Genomic DNA, 15,574 nt, shown 5'->3' on the forward strand with positions numbered 1-15,574 from the left:
AGGTGGCGGATGTTTTATTCAAAAGAGGAATTCAAAGAAAACTTTTCAATGCGCTTGGAACAGCAAGAACAGCCAGTAACACTTCAAACCGCCTACTCAATTCTTGCCGGAATGGTGCGGGAATTTGTCAAAAGGGACTGGGATGAGACAAATCATTTTTATCAAAAAGAACAGCGGAAACAATTGTACTATTTTTCCATTGAATTTTTAATCGGCCGTATGCTGGGCCAGAATTTAATGAATTTAACGATTTATGAGCTGGTAAACGAAGGTCTCGGAGAATTGGGCTATGATTTGGCGGAACTGGAAGAGCAGGAGCCGGAACCAGGCCTTGGCAACGGCGGTCTGGGACGGCTTGCGGCTTGTTTTATGGACTCTCTTGCATCATTGCAGATGCCTGGGCATGGCTGTGGAATCCGTTACAGAGGCGGACTGTTCAGCCAAGTTTTGAAAGATGGTTTCCAGACCGAGCATCCGACAGACTGGATCAATGATTCTGCAGGTTGGGATATCAGACGAGAGGATTTGGCAACCTATATCCCGTTCTTTGGAGAAGTACAGCCTGAGCATGGACAACGCTTTAAAGCATCACTCACGAATGCCGAGTGGGTCAAAGCTGTGCCATACGATATGCCGATTGTCGGAGCATACGGGAAAACGGTCAATACATTAAGGCTCTGGCAAGCGGAACTTCCAGAACAGCATTTGCTTCCGAAGGCTGACGTAGAAACCTATAAGCAACATGTAGTAGCCATATCTGATCGCCTGTATCCTGATGATTCCACTGAAGAAGGGAAAATTCTCCGGCTGAAGCAGCAATACTTTTTGTGCAGTGCTTCCCTTCAGACGATATTAAAAAACCGTGATTTTCCAGTTTCCGCCTTGCCGAAGCATGTAGCCATCCAAATCAACGATACCCACCCGGCTTTGGCCATTCCTGAACTCATGCGTCTTTTGCTCGATGGCGAAGGGTTATCCTGGGAAGAAGCGTGGGGTATCACCACTCATACGATTTCATACACAAACCATACAATTCTGGAAGAAGCGATGGAAAAGTGGGACAGCAGCATGCTTGAACAGCTGCTCCCTCGTATTTATATGATCATCCAAGAGATTGACCGCCGTTTCAAGGAAAAATGCCATCAGGAAAATTTAGATTCAGAAGCGAAGAAGAAACTTTCCATTATTGAGGATGGGATAGTCAAAATGGCGACACTTGCTGTAGTGGGCAGTTACAAAGTTAACGGAGTCGCAAAATTGCATACGGAAATTCTGAAAATGCGGGAGATGAAAGAGCTGAATGAGCATTTTCCGCATAAATTTCACAACAAAACCAACGGCATTACTCACAGGCGCTGGCTGATGAAAGCAAACCCCGAACTTTCAAGCCTGATCACTTCAGTTATCGGAAATGAGTGGACAAAGGACCCGGTAAAACTGCATCAATTGAATGAATTTGTGCAGGATCCGGTTTTTCTCGGGGATTTCAAATCTGTGAAACAACAAAAAAAGAACCAGCTCACCGAATATCTAGAGAAAAACCAAACAATAAAAATTGATCCAGAATCCATTTTTGACATGCACATCAAAAGATTTCATGGCTATAAACGGCAGCTGATGAATATTTTTCATATCCAAATGCTTTACAATCGGATCAAAGAAGATTCGGCATACCGGCCTTATCCCCGTACATTTTTCTTTGGCGGTAAAGCAGCCAAAAGTTACCGATTCGCCAAACAAGTTATTAAGCTGATCAATACAGTTGCTGAAAAAATCAATAACGATCCGGTAGCAAGCAAACACCTCCATATTGTCTTTGTGGAAGATTATAATGTGAGCCGAGCAGAGAAAATGTTTCCGGCAGCCGACATCAGCGAACAAATCTCGACCGCTTCAAAAGAAGCTTCCGGCACCGGAAATATGAAATTCATGATGAATGGTGCCATTACCTTAGGCACTTTCGACGGAGCCAATATAGAAATCGTCGAACAAATAGGAGATGACAATGCATTTATATTTGGCGTGACGGCGCAGCAAGTCATGCAGTTTGAAGAAGAAAAAACCTATCATGCGCGGGAAATAATTGAAAAGGATCGGGAGATTGGGCAGCTGATCAGCGAGCTATTGAGCGGTAAGCTGTCAAAAGGCCTGGAAAACATCGATTTTATCCGAAGTCAGATTATTGACGAAAACGATCCATATTTTGTGCTAAAAGATCTCCAGCATTATGCCAGAACCCACAACCGGGTTTTGGCAGTTTATGAAGATACACTTGCCTGGCAGGAAATGTCGGCGGTCAATATCGCCCAGTCCGGAATTTTTTCAAGCGACCGGACCATCCAGCAATATTCGGATGAAGTTTGGGATTTAGAAAAAATATACAGCAGATAAGGATACTGGGAAGGATGGGGACTATGGCTGAAGGAAACTTCGACAATACCGATTTGAAAGGCTATAAAGCAAGCGGAGCCCTTCAAGGGAAAGTGGCTATTATTACAGGAGGGAACAGCGGAATTGGTCAAGCGGTAGCCATTGCCTATGCTAAAGAAGGGGCAAAAGTCGTCATTGGATATTTGGATGACGAAGAAGCAACTGCTAAAACGATTGAAACCATTGAAAGCTACGGTGGGGAAGCGAAAGCATTGAGCGGTGATCTTGGAAAATCAGAAAACTGCAATCAGCTTGTGCAATTCGCCTTGGATTCTTTTGGCCAAATTGATATCCTGGTCAATAATGCAGGTTATCAATATCCACAAAACAATCCTGTGGACATCACGGATGAACACTTATTGAAGACATTCGAAATCAAAGCGTTTGCGATGCTTTATCTTGTGCGGGCTGCTCTTCCTCATTTGAAAAAAGGGGCTCGCATTATTAATACTGCCTCTATCAATGCGTACCGCGGACATTCAGATTTGATTGATTACGCAGGAGCAAATGGTGCCATGGTCTCAATGACGCGTTCACTTGCCCGTCGCCTTGTCCGTGAAGAAATCGCGGTGAATGGCATTGCACCGGGACCGGTTTGGACGCCGTTGATTACCAAAACTTTCGGCCACTTGGATCCGAACCTGGAAGAAGGGTTCGGAAAAGATGTGCCGGCCGGCCGGCCAGCCCAACCGTATGAACTGGCAAAAGCTTTTGTCTTTCTGGCGGATCCGCAAAACTCTTATATGACCGGGCAATTCTTGCATATGAATGGCGGAGACTATATGTCTACTTGAATAAACTTGAAAAAGAGGCTGGCCGGGGAAACCCCGGCCAGCCTCTTTAGGTTTTCTAAGTTAAAGATGGACACCATAATCCGATCCATTTTAAGAATAGGTCAAGATTCCATTTCTGTTATTACCCCATAATAATTATTGCAACGCAGAGAAATCCTCCGGTGATTGGAAGTTCTGTTTATTGGCCTGTCTTTTAACGGCTTCTACTTCTCTGAAAAGAAGGTCAACGTCTGCCTGGACATCTTGGTGCTTCACACGTGCATCTTGCCGGATAGCTGTCAGGTTTTCAGCCGTCAGGGCATAATTATGCCGCAGCATGTCTTTAAGCTCTTTTTGGCCAGCTTCCAGTTTCTCCAGTTTGCCATTTGTTTCTTCCCGGAATTCACGTAATTCAGTAAGCATCTGCCTTAATAAGTCCTCCATGCAGGCAACCTCCTTTTCTGCAGATTGTTTCCCTCATTTTACCACAGAATAAGCTCATTGGAGAACGGATAGTAGGTGATATGGTAAAATTCACTATAGAAAGAGGCGAGGGAAGATGAAAAAAAGATTTTTGCTGATAGCTAGTTTAGTGCTGGCACTTGTGCTGGCGGGATGTCTGCAAACCCCGACACCGCAAGAGGATTCTGCTGAACCCCCGAAAACTGCTGTTTCTGAGAAAAAGCCAGGCGGTTTAACGGTTCATTTTATTGATGTGGGCCAAGCAGATGCGACGCTGCTGCAATTTGAAGAATTTGCATTATTGATTGATACCGGTGACTGGAACAGCACAGCTGCAGTCGACTATTTAAAAAAACTGGGACTTGAAAAACTGGATATCGTGGTGGGGACCCATCCGGACTCCGACCATATTGGCCAATTAGAGCAAGTCGTCCAGGACTTTGAAGTGGGTGAAGTATGGATGTCTGGAAATGCCAGTACATCGAATACTTTTATTGATGCGTTAAAGGCAATTGACGAAACCGGAACGGATTATTATGAACCGCGAAGCGGAGAAGTTTTTGATGTCGGAAGTTTACAGGTTGAAGTGCTGTACCCCGAAGAAATCACGGGCAAGGCCAATGAAGAATCCATCTCGCTGAAGCTGACTTACGGCGATGTCCGGTTTGTCTTTACTGGAGACGCCGGAGTGAAGGAAGAGCAGGCGATGATCGACAATGGAGCAGATTTGGACGCGGAAATTCTGCATCTCGGCCATCATGGGTCCAATACTTCCACAAGCACGGCATTTTTAAAAGCGGTATCACCTGAAGTGGCGGTCTACAGCGCCGGAATGGATAATTCCTATGGCCACCCGCATGCGGAAGTGATTGCGGCGACTGAAAATGCCGGAGCCGAAGTATACGGCACCGATATCAATGGAACGATCGTACTTGAGACTGATGGCAAGACGTATGAAATAAGTACTGAAAAAGAAGGGACAGCAGTTGAAGGGAAGAATCGCTGCATCAATATCAATGCGGCGTCATCTGCTGAGCTTCAGGAAATCGAGGGAATAGGACCGGCTCTGGCTGATTCCATCATTAAGGAACGGCCTTTTGAAGAGATTGAAGAATTGGATGAAATCAAAGGGATCGGCAAAGGAAAAATTAACGCGATCAAAGAACAAGGCCTTGCCTGTGTAGGGGAGTGATTGGATGAGAGGGACATTAGACCGGATCGAGGATGGCCAGTTAGCCGTCATTCTGCTGGAAGAAGAACAGCGGGAAATTGTGTTGCCCGTCCAGTATTTGCCGAAAGGCAGCCGAGTGCATTCATGGTTTGAGATAGTGATGGACGGAGAGGAAATCATCTCCATTGCATTGGATGAAGAAACGGCCGAGTCGAAAATGAACGAAGCAGAAGATTTGATGCAGAAACTAAGATCCCGGCGCCGGAGCAGCCGCTTTAAACGGGAATAAGGGGAGTTGGGCATAGCCAGCTTGAAGTTGGGTATAAAATCAAAAAGTTGGGCATAAACGCAAAAGATGGCCGGGAGAGAGTCTCCGGCCATTTTTTTGCGTTCTTTTATGCTTTTTCAATCAATTCCAAATGATAATCAGCTACTTCCCCTTCGTGATACAGGTTGGTAACGGAAGTTGAATAATTGGAAATGGAAGCAGGGAAATCCAGGCCTTTTTCAGGCACGCGGATGCGAAAATCCATTTCATACAGGAGCACAGCGATGTCGTGATATTCTTTGCTGGTTACTTTAAAGTCAAAAATAATTTTATGTAAATCCCGCTGGGAAGCAGGATCAGCCACTGTTTCTTGTGAAAAACTGAAAGCGTCGATGACTCTATCGTTGATGAGAATTTGAATGCTCATATGTTTGATTCGCCTCCGGTTTTGGTTTTGAAGAATTCAATGGCTTTTCCGGCCATTTGCGCTTTGACCATGTCTTCCATGGGCGGGTTGTAAAGGCCCGCACGGATATTCAAATAATAGCGGTGCATCGGGCTGGATTCGGACAAGGCACGGGAACCGACAATTTTCATCGCTTTGTCGACAATGCCCATTGCTGCATGGGTCACAGCTATTTTCGCCACATTGAGCGCTTCGTCCATCGCTGCTTTGTCATGCGCATGTTCATAACGTTCGACAGTGCCATATAACAAATGGCGCGCGGTTGCGAGTTCCAATTCCATTTCCCCGATTATTTGCCGGATATTCGGTGTTTCAGCAATTGGCTTTCCCAGGGAAGCTGGAACATAGGAAGTAGCAAACTTGATTGCGTAAGTGCGTGCTGCTGCTGCGATCCCGATGTAACAGGCTGGTATATGGAGCAGCCACCCCTTTCCGGCCGCATGGGCGTCTGAAAGCTTCAGTACATAAGAAACCGGAATGCGCACATCTTCAAGAACGAGTGTGTGGCTTGCAGTCCCGCGCATCGCCAGCATGTCCCAGGTTTCATCGAAAGAAACGCCTTGTGCTTGGCGCGGAATGATAACCGTAATCACTTCATAGTGTTCTGTAGCAGCTGTTACGAAAATGTAATCGAGGGCGGGAGCCATTGACGTGTAGGTTTTTTCTCCATTGATAATCCATTCATCACCGTCGCGTACAGCCGTTGTCCGCGGCAACGCTCCGCGAGCGGGGCTGCCTGCATTGCTTTCGGTGGCAGCGGTGTTAATCAGTGCTCCTTTGGAAATTTCTTTCATCAGCCAATTTGCGGAAGTTTGGTGCCAATGCCGGTTTTCGGCATACTCGAGCACAATTCCGACATGCCAGCCAATCGATAAACCGGTTGGGCCGGAAGCTTCGGAGATCGCTTCTTGCGCCAGTATGTATTCATATAAGCCAAACCCTTGCCCACCATATTCAATTGGCAGCGTTAAGGTATGATAGTTGATGTTTTTCAAATCTTGTATGTTTTCATAAGGAAAAGAGCCAAGTGCGTCCAATTCCGGTTCCCGTTGTTGAAAGATTGGCTGCAATTTCCGGATTTGAGCGAGCAGTTTTTGCTGTTCGGTTGTTTTGATAAAAGTGTCCATGAAAATTACTCCTTCCATCATGGTTTAATAAAACCATAACATGAAAAGCCGCCAAAGCGGGAGTTCTATGCTTTGACGGCTTTTGCTCAATTACTATTCAAGCTGTTACTTACACCAACAGGTTTTCCTGAATTTCTAATATCCGTCCAGATCAAAGCCGCAACCAGGAAGAACCCGAGATAGCCGACAACTGGATAGAACATATTTACAAGTTCAGTAAAGCCAAGGAAACTTAATACATAGGAAACGACTCCCACGATGATTACGAAAATCTTGAATTTAGGCGTGCCGGATTGGATAAAACGCGCTGAAAACGCATACACCATACCAACCGCTGTATTGAAAATCATTCCGAACAAGATAATGGACATGAACCAGCCCATGAGCGGGGAGATGTCATTGGCGATTTGAAGCATAGGCATTTCAGAACCACCGACTTCGTCGATTTTCGCAAAAATCGCCAGATGGCTCAAAATAATCAAAGCCCCGAGTCCAAGGCCCCCAAGCAACCCGCCACGTGCAGCAACTTTTTCATCTTTTTCAGTACTGCCCATAACAATGGCCATTGAAGCACCAACTGCAATATTGAAAGATGCATAATTCAGTGCAGACAAGAACCAGTTTGGAACTGCTTTCAATTGTTCTTTCGCAATGGGATCTAATACTGAAAACGAAGAATCCATTGTAGATAAGCTGTAAACAGCTAGAATAACAACCGTCAGTACAAGGAAAGGCGTAATACTGCCGATGATGCCAATCACTTTATCGACATTAAGCATAATGGTAAGAATCACTAGAACAATCATGACAGTACTTCCCAGAGCAGCAGGAAGATCGAATTGCTGAGTGAAAATAGAACCAGCCCCTGCCACCATCACCACGCCGACGCCGAATAACGTGAAGATAATGATATAGTCTACAATGGTGCCCAAAACTTTGCCGCTAATGCCATAAATAACGTCTTTATGGGAAGTTTTTTGCATTCGGCTCCCAAGGCGAGTCAAGCTCATTCCCAAGTAAGCAAACATAACCGTCGAGATAAAAGCAGCAAAAATTCCCATGATTCCAAAACTTGTAAAATACTGCAGAATTTCTTGGCCGGACGCAAAACCTGCTCCGACAATAATACCGATGAATGCACTTGCCATTTTCAAACTTTTCATAAATATCCCCCTTGAAGTTATTTACTAAATTATAAAAAACTATTGTTTTTATAATTAGAAAATTAACCTTATTCAAATATAACAAAACTTAATGAGTGTTACAATACAGAATAAGATATAAAATGAAAACGCTTTTATAATGCAATACAACTATAGATATGGAATTGCGATTCCATAGGATATAGCCATTAAAGTTAGGGGAAATAAATATCAAAGCTGTATTTGTCGAGTTATTTTAATATAACCTTTAATGTCCACAAAAAAACCACCTTTCAAAAAGAAAGGTGGTTGTTAGGAAACATTAAGCATTTTTATTGGCAATGATAACGAGCTTGCCTTTGTCCAGTTCTTCTTCATACTCTTCGGCTTCTTCTTTGGTTAAGCCAGCCGCTGCCATTTCGGCGCGTAATTGATCACCGCGTGATACCGTCATATTCTTCAAGTTATTTAAAAATCCTTGTTCTGCCATGCCGACTTTTTCAGTATCCAGAGCATCAGCAATATCCGCTTCTCGGCGTTTATCGTGGGCAAAAACGTAAATATCGTCATGCGTAAAGCCCTGGGCCTCTAATTTTTCGATTTCTGCTTTTGCTTGTAATGCATTTTCTACGGTCATTTTAACTGTCAAAATAATCCCTCCAGATTTTATGGTTAAATTTAATCTCACTACTATACATACCACTAAGGTGCTTGAATTAAACAAGATGAATAGTCTTCGAATCCGTTATACTAAAGAAACAACAGCAAAGGAGCGATTCTTTTGAAAATCACTACGATTGGCATTTGGGGAGGCTATCCGAATAAAAACGAGGCCACTTCTTCTTTCTTGCTTGAACACGAAGGGTTCCGCTGTCTTGTGGACTGCGGCAGCGGAGTTTTGGCTGCTGTTCAGAATTATACGCAACTGCGGGATTTGGATGCAGCGGTTATCAGCCATTACCATCCGGACCATGTTGCGGATATCGGGGTGCTGCAGCATGCGGCCATGGTCGGAATGCAATTGAAGGAGTGGAAAACGCCCTTCCCGATTTATGGCCATGACCGGGATCCGGAAATGTTTCAGAACTTATCTTATAAAGGAGTCACAGAAGGGCAAGTGATCGACGCATCCCAAAAGATGCAGATTGGGCCGTGGGAAGTGTCTTTTTGCGAAACAATCCACCCTGTTTATTGTCTAGCACTAAAGTTTTCAGCAGAAGGAAAATCAGTCGTTTTCACAGCAGATACGGAATGGAAAGATGAGTTGGTTGCCTTTTCTAAAGATGCGGATTTGCTGGTATCAGAAGCGAATTTATATGAAAAATATGTGGGCATTATCAAAGGGCATATGAGCGGAAGCCAAGCCGGTCTGCTTGCTGAGAAGGCTGGAGTTAAAGAATTATGGCTGACTCATCTGCCGCAATATGGCGACATCCGAGAGATTCTTGGAGCCGCCCAAACTTCATATACTGGGAAAGTGCAATTTGCGAAGATTGGCTATTCTAGTGAAATTTAAATTAAAACCGGCTTTGGAAATTCATTCATGTGTTTTCAATGAAAAACCGGGAACAATAAATTAAAGAAGAGTTTTGAAGGATGTCATCGCTTTAATGTACTTTCTTCATCTGAAGGGTTTTGTCAGGTGAACGGAGTGCTCCTGCCTGGATTCAATGATTCAATAAACTTTGGCGTTACAGACAAGGCGAGCAGATAGTTTGTATTCAAGATATTTTGATTCTATGGTTAAATAGCAGCTTTAATGGAAAGGAAGTTATTTGATGGGCCAAAATACAAATACATTGTCCGTGTCCGTCCTGGATTTAGTGGCCATTTCAGAAGGCCAAACGGCAAAAAATGCACTTGAAGATATGGTCAGCTTGGCACAGCATGTCGAGAAACTTGGGTATCACCGGTTTTGGCTGTCAGAACACCATAATTCGCCGACACTTGCAAGTTCCGCAACATCGATTTTGATTTCCAAAGTATTGGATCATACCAACTCAATTCAAGTGGGATCCGGAGGCATTATGCTGCCGAACCATACACCGCTTGTGGTAGCGGAACAATTCGGAACATTGGAAACGATGTATCCGAATCGCGTCAATTTAGGCCTTGGCCGCGCGCCGGGGACGGATATGCAAACGGCTCATGCGCTGCGCAGAACCACTCAAGAAACAGCCTATGCCTTTCCGCAAGATGTAGTGGAACTACAGAATTACTTGAAGCCGATTGAGCACCAAGGCATGGTCCATGCTTATCCAGGAGTTGGAACGGAAGTGCCGATCTTTATTCTTGGCTCCAGTACTTCCAGTGCGCAGCTCGCTGCACGCCTCGGTCTGCCTTATGCTTTTGCGGCCCATTTCGCGCCGCAGCAGCTAAAACAAGCCATTCAGATTTACCGCAGCCAATTCCAGCCTTCTGAATACTTGGCAGAACCTTACGTCATTGTTTGTGTGAATGTGGTGGCGGGAGAAACAAACGAAGAAGCGGAAAAACTATCGACTTCCAGCCAATTGTTTTATTTGAATGTGGTGAGAGGCACGAAAAACCTTCTGCAGCCGCCAGTTGATACAATGGACAGCAAATGGAGCCTGTATGAAGAAAACATAGCGCGCAGTATGTCGCAATATACATTTATAGGCGACCGCGAGACAATCAGTCGCCAGTTGCGGCCATTTATTGAAGAATTGCAAATCAATGAATTGATGGCAGTTTCTTATATTTACGATCAGGAAAAGAGAAAGCGTTCATTTGAATTATTGAAAGAAGCGGTAGAGCAACTATAACAATGGAGGCGAATAGGATGAAAGTTGGAATTATCGGTGCATCAGGAAAAGCAGGTGGCCTCATTTTAGAAGAGGCAGTTTCAAGAGGGCATGAAGTGACAGCAATAGTTAGAGATGCTTCGAAAATGGAAGACGCGGCTATTGCTTATCTGGAAAAAGATGTATTCAGTCTGACAGCTGAAGATTTAAAACAGTTCGACGTGGTCGTGAATGCTTTTGGTGTACCGCCTGAAAAAGCGGAACAGCATGTAGAAGCAGGAAGAAAGTTAATTCAGGCGCTGAAAGACGCACCGGAAACAAGATTGATCGTAGTTGGCGGGGCCGGAAGCTTATTCGTGGACGAAGCCAGAACTACCCGTTTGATTGAGACACCAGAATTCCCGGATGCTTTTAAAGCGATCGCATCAAACCAAGGGCAAAACCTGGCTGATCTGGAAGAGGCTGAAGGAATTCGCTGGACTTTCTTAAGCCCTGCTGCATTTTTTGATGCCGAAGGCAAACGTACAGGCCATTACCAAATTGGTGAAGACAGCATTATGGTCAACAAAAAAGGCAAGAGTTATGTCAGCTATCCGGACTATGCGATTGCATTGGTGGATGAAATTGAAAATCCTAAACACATAAACAAACGATTTACAGTTGTATCAGAGTCCAACTAAAGAACTTTGAACAAACCGGTTGCTTTAAGGAAGAGAAATTTTCCGGAAGGCAGCCGGTTTTTATGTTGGAGTTTAACGGATGAATGAAAATGCTGGGAACAACGGAAGCTTAGGGTTTTGATATCAGGAGCATTGCAAGGATCAGAAAAGTATCCTGAAATTTTAACAGGAATGCATGCGATGCAGCCAGTTCTATTACGGCAGAGCAGTCGCGCTTTGCACACCTGTCCGTTTCCTTAAAGGGAACCTGGCAAGTTATGTCCGGATAGTTACGCGAGTTGCCAAAAGTTCGCCACTAAATGTTCACGTTCCTTTCTAAAGTAGAATTTGCTTTCCTGTATAATGAAGAGAAACTTTAACATATAAAGGCGGGAAACAAAGCGATGGAATTTTTATATTTTCCTGAAGATAAATCAGAATACATTCCTGGGATTATCTCAGTAGTCATTATTTTTCTCTTGTCGATTCTAATCGTATGGCTTTTAGTAAGAGCATCTCGAAAACAAGTGAAACAGCTGGAGGAAAAAGGGTATCCTGTTGTTTATCATAAAAATAGCGACGCTGTCAGTGAACAGGAAAACCAGATTGAATTACCGGAAGAACGCAAAATTTCTGCTGGAAAAAATAATAGTGAACGCGATAAGAAGTCCTGAGTCAATCAGGGCTTCTTTTTAATGGGGAAAAAAGTGGGTATACTGAAATGAAATAGCAGACAGCAGGAATTGGAGCAATGAGATGATGAAAAATTTATTTGGGGGAGTACAATGGGCGGTGTTTCTTTTGGCTTCGTCTATTGCAGCTCCGATTGCCATCGCTAATGTATTTGGAATGGACAGCGGAGATACCGCTTTATTTGTCCAGCGGACGATTTTTATCCTTGGCATTGCTTGTCTGGTGCAAGCATGGCTTGGGCACAGAATGCCCATTAATGAAGGACCAGCGGGATTATGGTGGGGGATATTCGTTATTTATGCCGGGCTGGTTGGCGTCATGTACCCTTCCATGGAGACGTCATTGCAAGCGCTGCAAAGCGGATTGCTTTACAGCGGTTTGTTGTTCATCATTTTCGCTTATACCGGAGTGGTAAGGAAGATGAAATCCCTGCTCACGCCAACTATCACATTTGTTTACTTGGTGCTGCTTGTTTTGCAATTGAGCGAATCCATTATAAGCGGTTTGCTTGGCATAGTTGAGGAAGGACAGCCGGTGGATCTCCTAGTTTTGCTTGGAGGTATTGCAGTCGTAGGCATCACATTTTTTCTGATGGGACACAAAATTGCCTGGGTCAACCGCTACTCAATTCTGCTTGCAATTACAGCAGGCTGGCTGATCTTTGGATTGTTAGGTAAAACAAAGGAAATTACTTTTACATCGAATGCGGTAGTGGCGTTTCCAGAAATGCTTGTGTTTGGTCCGCTCATTTGGGACAGCGGCATGTTCGTTACTGCGCTGTTTCTCACCATCCTGCTCATTGCCAATATGATGGCATCCGTACGGGTAATGGAAATGGTGCTGAAAAATACATTTTCCATTGAGCAGGAAGACCGCGTTAAGCAGGCTTCTGTAGCATCCGGCATCAATCATATTCTGGCCGGGGTGTTCTCTGCAATTGGACCTGTACCAATTTCAGGCGCCGCAGGCTTTGTCAGTGCAACCCGGAACCCTTCCTTAAAGCCATTTATCATAGGTGGATTGATTGTTGCTTTCATCAGCCTGTTTCCGAATTTGATGACGCTGCTGGCGGCACTTCCGGCACCGGTCGCTTATGCAGTGATTTTTGCCATCTTTACAAAAATGGTGGAAATGGCTTTTGATGAACTAACGGAAGAAAGTGACAGCCAGCAAGCTTATAAAGTCTCTGCTTTTGGCTTAATGATTGGAGTAGGCTTCATGTTTTTACCACCGGAAAGCGTAGCCGAGCTGCCAGCGGTAGTTGCTGCCACATTTTCAAACGGACTGATTACAGGGACATTAGCTGCGATTGCTGTAGAACAGTATCTGCTTTGGAGAAAAAGATCGCGCTAAATAAAAAAATGGAGGAGCATCCAGACGGTGCTCCTCCATTTCTTATTTTGCTACTTCTTCAATTTCTTCTGTTAAAACAACCAGTTCATCGATCAATTCACCGATATAGGCAATCGTATCGCGCAAAGGCTCTTCGGTGGTGATGTCGACTCCGGCCATTTTTGAAAGTTCGGCCGGCGTTTTTGTGCCTCCAGTTTTCAATACCTCGAGCCACTCATCAACCGCAGGCTGTCCTTCTTTCAAAATCCGCTTTGAAACTTGTGTGGAAATCGTAAGCCCTGCACTGTAAGTGTATGGATATAGTCCCATATAGTAATGGGGCTGGCGCATCCAAGTCAGTTCGGCGCCTGGCGTAATTTCCACTGCGTCTCCCCAGAATTCTTCCAGAACGCCCCGCTTGATGGCATTCAAGACACCAGCATTGACGCTTTGTCCGGCATCAATGCGATCGTATACTTTCCGCTGATAAGCGGCTTCCAGTAAATGCGTCACAAAGTTATGGTAATACGTTCGGGCAACGATCGATGAAATGACCCAGCGCTTGAATTTCGGATCTTCGGAATTTTGAAGCAGGTGGTTTGCCACCAGCATCTCGTTCATCGTTGAAGGTGCTTCGATAAAGTAAAGAGACGGGCGTGCGTTAAATAGATTTTGTTCACGGTTTGCGTTGTAGAAATGCCCGGCATGGCCAAGTTCATGAGCCAGAACAAATACCTCATTCATGCGACCGGTCCAGGAAATCAGGATATACGGATGGTGGCCGTAGGGGCTTGAACAAAAGGCCCCGGTGGACTTCCCAGTGTTTTGAGCAAAATCAATCCAGCGTTCTGAATACGAGCGTTCCACCATTTCCAGGTAGTCGCCGCCCATAATGCCAAGTGCATCGTTAATGTATTTTTTGGATTCATCCACGGTGATTTCCGGTTCATAGGAAGGATCGAGCGAAACTTTCAAATCAGCAAACGTCATTTTTTCAAGGTCGTGTGCTTTCTGCAGCAATTTCGCATACTTCCGCATATGCGGAGCCAGTTCTTCTGTGATCAAGTCGATTTGGCGGTTGTACAGCGAGCGATCCACTTCCTGATTGAACAATAAATAATCGAAAATCGTTTCATAGCCGCGCAGATCAGAAGTTGTTTTCTCCATCTGCAGCTGCATATCATAAGTCTTCGCTGTCGTATGCTGATACTCTTTTAATTTATTCGAAAAAGCAGTAAAGGCTGTCCGGCGAAGTTCCGCATCAGGTTCTGCTTCCCAGTCTCCCTCAAAAGATACATAGCTGAGCGGATAGCGTTTGCCGTTCACTTCAAAATCTTCAAAGGCCATATCGACCATTTTAGTGGTGTTATACAAACCGTAAGGCGCACTGAATGTAGAAGAATAGGCGGCTAATGTTTTTTCAACTTCCGGATGAAGCTGATGAGGCTTTTTGCGGATCAGTTTTTTCAAGTAAACTTCGAACTCAGCTGATTGCTCCATGGCAGCCTTCAGTGTTTCTTCCGGCTGCTCCAAAAGTTCGCTGGTGACAAACGACAAACGGCTGCTGATCTTTGCAGCGACTGAGCTATATTTGCTGGCACGCATTTGTGCCACGTCGTTTGTCTGGTCGGTGCTTAAAGCCAAACTTGCATACGTACTAATGGGAACCAGCTTTTCTAATAGCGCTAAATAAGCTGTCAGCACTTCAATGACCGACGCTGTATTTTGGATGTTTCCTTTATGTTGTTCCTGAAACGCAGCAGCTTCCTGCTCCAGGCTGTCCAAAGCTTTATTGAAAGCTTGATCAGATGCAAACAAGCTCTCCAAATTCCACGTCTCTTCTACAGGCACTTCTGAACGCAACGGTAAACTTTTGGCCATGATATCTCTCCTTTTTATTACGGTTATCGAACTAATGTCCAGTATATAGTTCGGTACAGAAAAAGTAAAAAAAATTAAAAATAAATTTAAAAATTTTAAAAAACAGGTTTAAGAATAAAAAGATGTGGAATATATATAGTACAAGGCGGAACTAACGTAGGGAAAAGCGTATAAACGAAGTAAGTTTATGAACGCATCCAAACGATGAATTGCACAGCCTTGGCGGAAAATTTTGCTTTACTGGCGATAGTTACTCTTGTCAGAGACCGATAGTACCGATGGTTTCTCTCCGAAAGAAGTGTATCAAATCAGTAAAAAAAGTAAGTTTTTTGTGGAAGTGCACCTAAACGTCTAACTGCAGAAACAAAAATTCGCTGAGATGTATATGCGAAGCACCAGCCTTAA

15 protein-coding genes are annotated in these 15,574 nt (G+C 44.4%); 9 read left to right on the forward strand and 6 right to left on the reverse strand.

What is annotated here, in order from left to right:
• Window positions 1-9: 9 nt before the first annotated feature.
• Both QWY16_RS01605 and QWY16_RS01610 read left to right on the forward strand, forming a co-directional pair.
• Window positions 10-2,391, forward strand: a complete 2,382-nt coding sequence (locus tag QWY16_RS01605; protein ID WP_300991114.1) for a glycogen/starch/alpha-glucan phosphorylase — start codon at window positions 10-12, stop codon at window positions 2,389-2,391.
• A gap of 23 nt (window positions 2,392-2,414) precedes the next feature.
• Window positions 2,415-3,224, forward strand: coding sequence for an SDR family oxidoreductase (locus QWY16_RS01610; protein ID WP_300991116.1), 810 nt, complete (start codon window positions 2,415-2,417; stop codon window positions 3,222-3,224).
• A gap of 135 nt (window positions 3,225-3,359) precedes the next feature.
• On the opposite strand, the gene QWY16_RS01615 is transcribed toward QWY16_RS01610, so the two are convergent.
• Complete coding sequence (locus QWY16_RS01615) at window positions 3,360-3,647, reverse strand: hypothetical protein (RefSeq protein ID WP_300991117.1); 288 nt, start codon at window positions 3,645-3,647, stop codon at window positions 3,360-3,362.
• A 115-nt stretch (window positions 3,648-3,762) separates the two neighbouring features.
• Here QWY16_RS01615 and QWY16_RS01620 point away from each other — a divergent pair, with 115 nt between their 5' ends.
• Both QWY16_RS01620 and QWY16_RS01625 read left to right on the forward strand, forming a co-directional pair.
• Window positions 3,763-4,857 (forward strand): MBL fold metallo-hydrolase, encoded by a 1,095-nt coding sequence (locus QWY16_RS01620; RefSeq protein WP_300991118.1) that lies wholly within the window; start codon window positions 3,763-3,765, stop codon window positions 4,855-4,857.
• A 4-nt stretch (window positions 4,858-4,861) separates the two neighbouring features.
• A complete protein-coding gene (locus QWY16_RS01625) occupies window positions 4,862-5,125 on the forward strand; it encodes a DUF3006 family protein (protein WP_300991119.1) in 264 nt (87 codons plus the stop codon).
• A 106-nt stretch (window positions 5,126-5,231) separates the two neighbouring features.
• Here QWY16_RS01625 and QWY16_RS01630 read toward each other — a convergent pair whose 3' ends face one another.
• From QWY16_RS01630 to QWY16_RS01645, 4 genes are all read right to left on the reverse strand, one after another.
• Window positions 5,232-5,531: a DUF3219 family protein gene (locus tag QWY16_RS01630; protein WP_300991120.1), complete on the reverse strand. Its 300-nt coding sequence runs from the start codon at window positions 5,529-5,531 to the stop codon at window positions 5,232-5,234.
• Window positions 5,528-6,697: an acyl-CoA dehydrogenase family protein gene (locus QWY16_RS01635; RefSeq protein ID WP_300991121.1), complete on the reverse strand. Its 1,170-nt coding sequence runs from the start codon at window positions 6,695-6,697 to the stop codon at window positions 5,528-5,530. The genes QWY16_RS01630 and QWY16_RS01635 overlap by 4 nt, the downstream gene beginning before the upstream one ends.
• Before the next feature lie 86 nt (window positions 6,698-6,783).
• Complete coding sequence (locus QWY16_RS01640; RefSeq protein WP_300991122.1) at window positions 6,784-7,860, reverse strand: YkvI family membrane protein; 1,077 nt, start codon at window positions 7,858-7,860, stop codon at window positions 6,784-6,786.
• Window positions 7,861-8,161: 301 nt separating this feature from the next.
• Complete coding sequence (locus tag QWY16_RS01645; RefSeq protein ID WP_300991123.1) at window positions 8,162-8,488, reverse strand: YflT domain-containing protein; 327 nt, start codon at window positions 8,486-8,488, stop codon at window positions 8,162-8,164.
• Window positions 8,489-8,620: 132 nt separating this feature from the next.
• Here QWY16_RS01645 and QWY16_RS01650 point away from each other — a divergent pair, with 132 nt between their 5' ends.
• The 5 genes from QWY16_RS01650 (at window position 8,621) to QWY16_RS01670 (ending at window position 13,309) form a co-directional block, all read left to right on the forward strand.
• Entirely contained in the window at window positions 8,621-9,355 is a 735-nt protein-coding gene (locus tag QWY16_RS01650) for an MBL fold metallo-hydrolase (RefSeq protein WP_300991124.1), read from the forward strand.
• 262 nt (window positions 9,356-9,617) lie between these two features.
• On the forward strand, window positions 9,618-10,625 hold the full coding sequence (locus tag QWY16_RS01655; protein WP_300991125.1) for an LLM class flavin-dependent oxidoreductase: 1,008 nt from the start codon (window positions 9,618-9,620) through the stop codon (window positions 10,623-10,625).
• A 17-nt stretch (window positions 10,626-10,642) separates the two neighbouring features.
• Window positions 10,643-11,284, forward strand: coding sequence for an NAD(P)-dependent oxidoreductase (locus QWY16_RS01660; protein ID WP_300991126.1), 642 nt, complete (start codon window positions 10,643-10,645; stop codon window positions 11,282-11,284).
• Between the two features lie 383 nt (window positions 11,285-11,667).
• Window positions 11,668-11,937 carry a hypothetical protein gene (locus tag QWY16_RS01665; RefSeq protein WP_300991127.1) on the forward strand — a complete coding sequence of 90 codons (270 nt, stop codon included), beginning with the start codon at window positions 11,668-11,670 and terminating at the stop codon, window positions 11,935-11,937.
• An 82-nt stretch (window positions 11,938-12,019) separates the two neighbouring features.
• The gene (locus tag QWY16_RS01670) at window positions 12,020-13,309 is read left to right on the forward strand and encodes a purine/pyrimidine permease (RefSeq protein WP_300991128.1); all 1,290 of its coding nucleotides are present in this window, start codon (window positions 12,020-12,022) and stop codon (window positions 13,307-13,309) included.
• A gap of 42 nt (window positions 13,310-13,351) precedes the next feature.
• Here the strand turns inward: QWY16_RS01670 and pepF are convergent, their stop codons facing one another.
• Window positions 13,352-15,169, reverse strand: coding sequence for an oligoendopeptidase F (gene pepF, locus QWY16_RS01675; protein ID WP_300991129.1), 1,818 nt, complete (start codon window positions 15,167-15,169; stop codon window positions 13,352-13,354).
• Window positions 15,170-15,574: the final 405 nt, after the last annotated feature.

Source organism: Planococcus shenhongbingii, assembly GCF_030413635.1.
Classification (GTDB): Bacteria; Bacillota; Bacilli; order Bacillales_A; family Planococcaceae; genus Planococcus; species Planococcus shenhongbingii.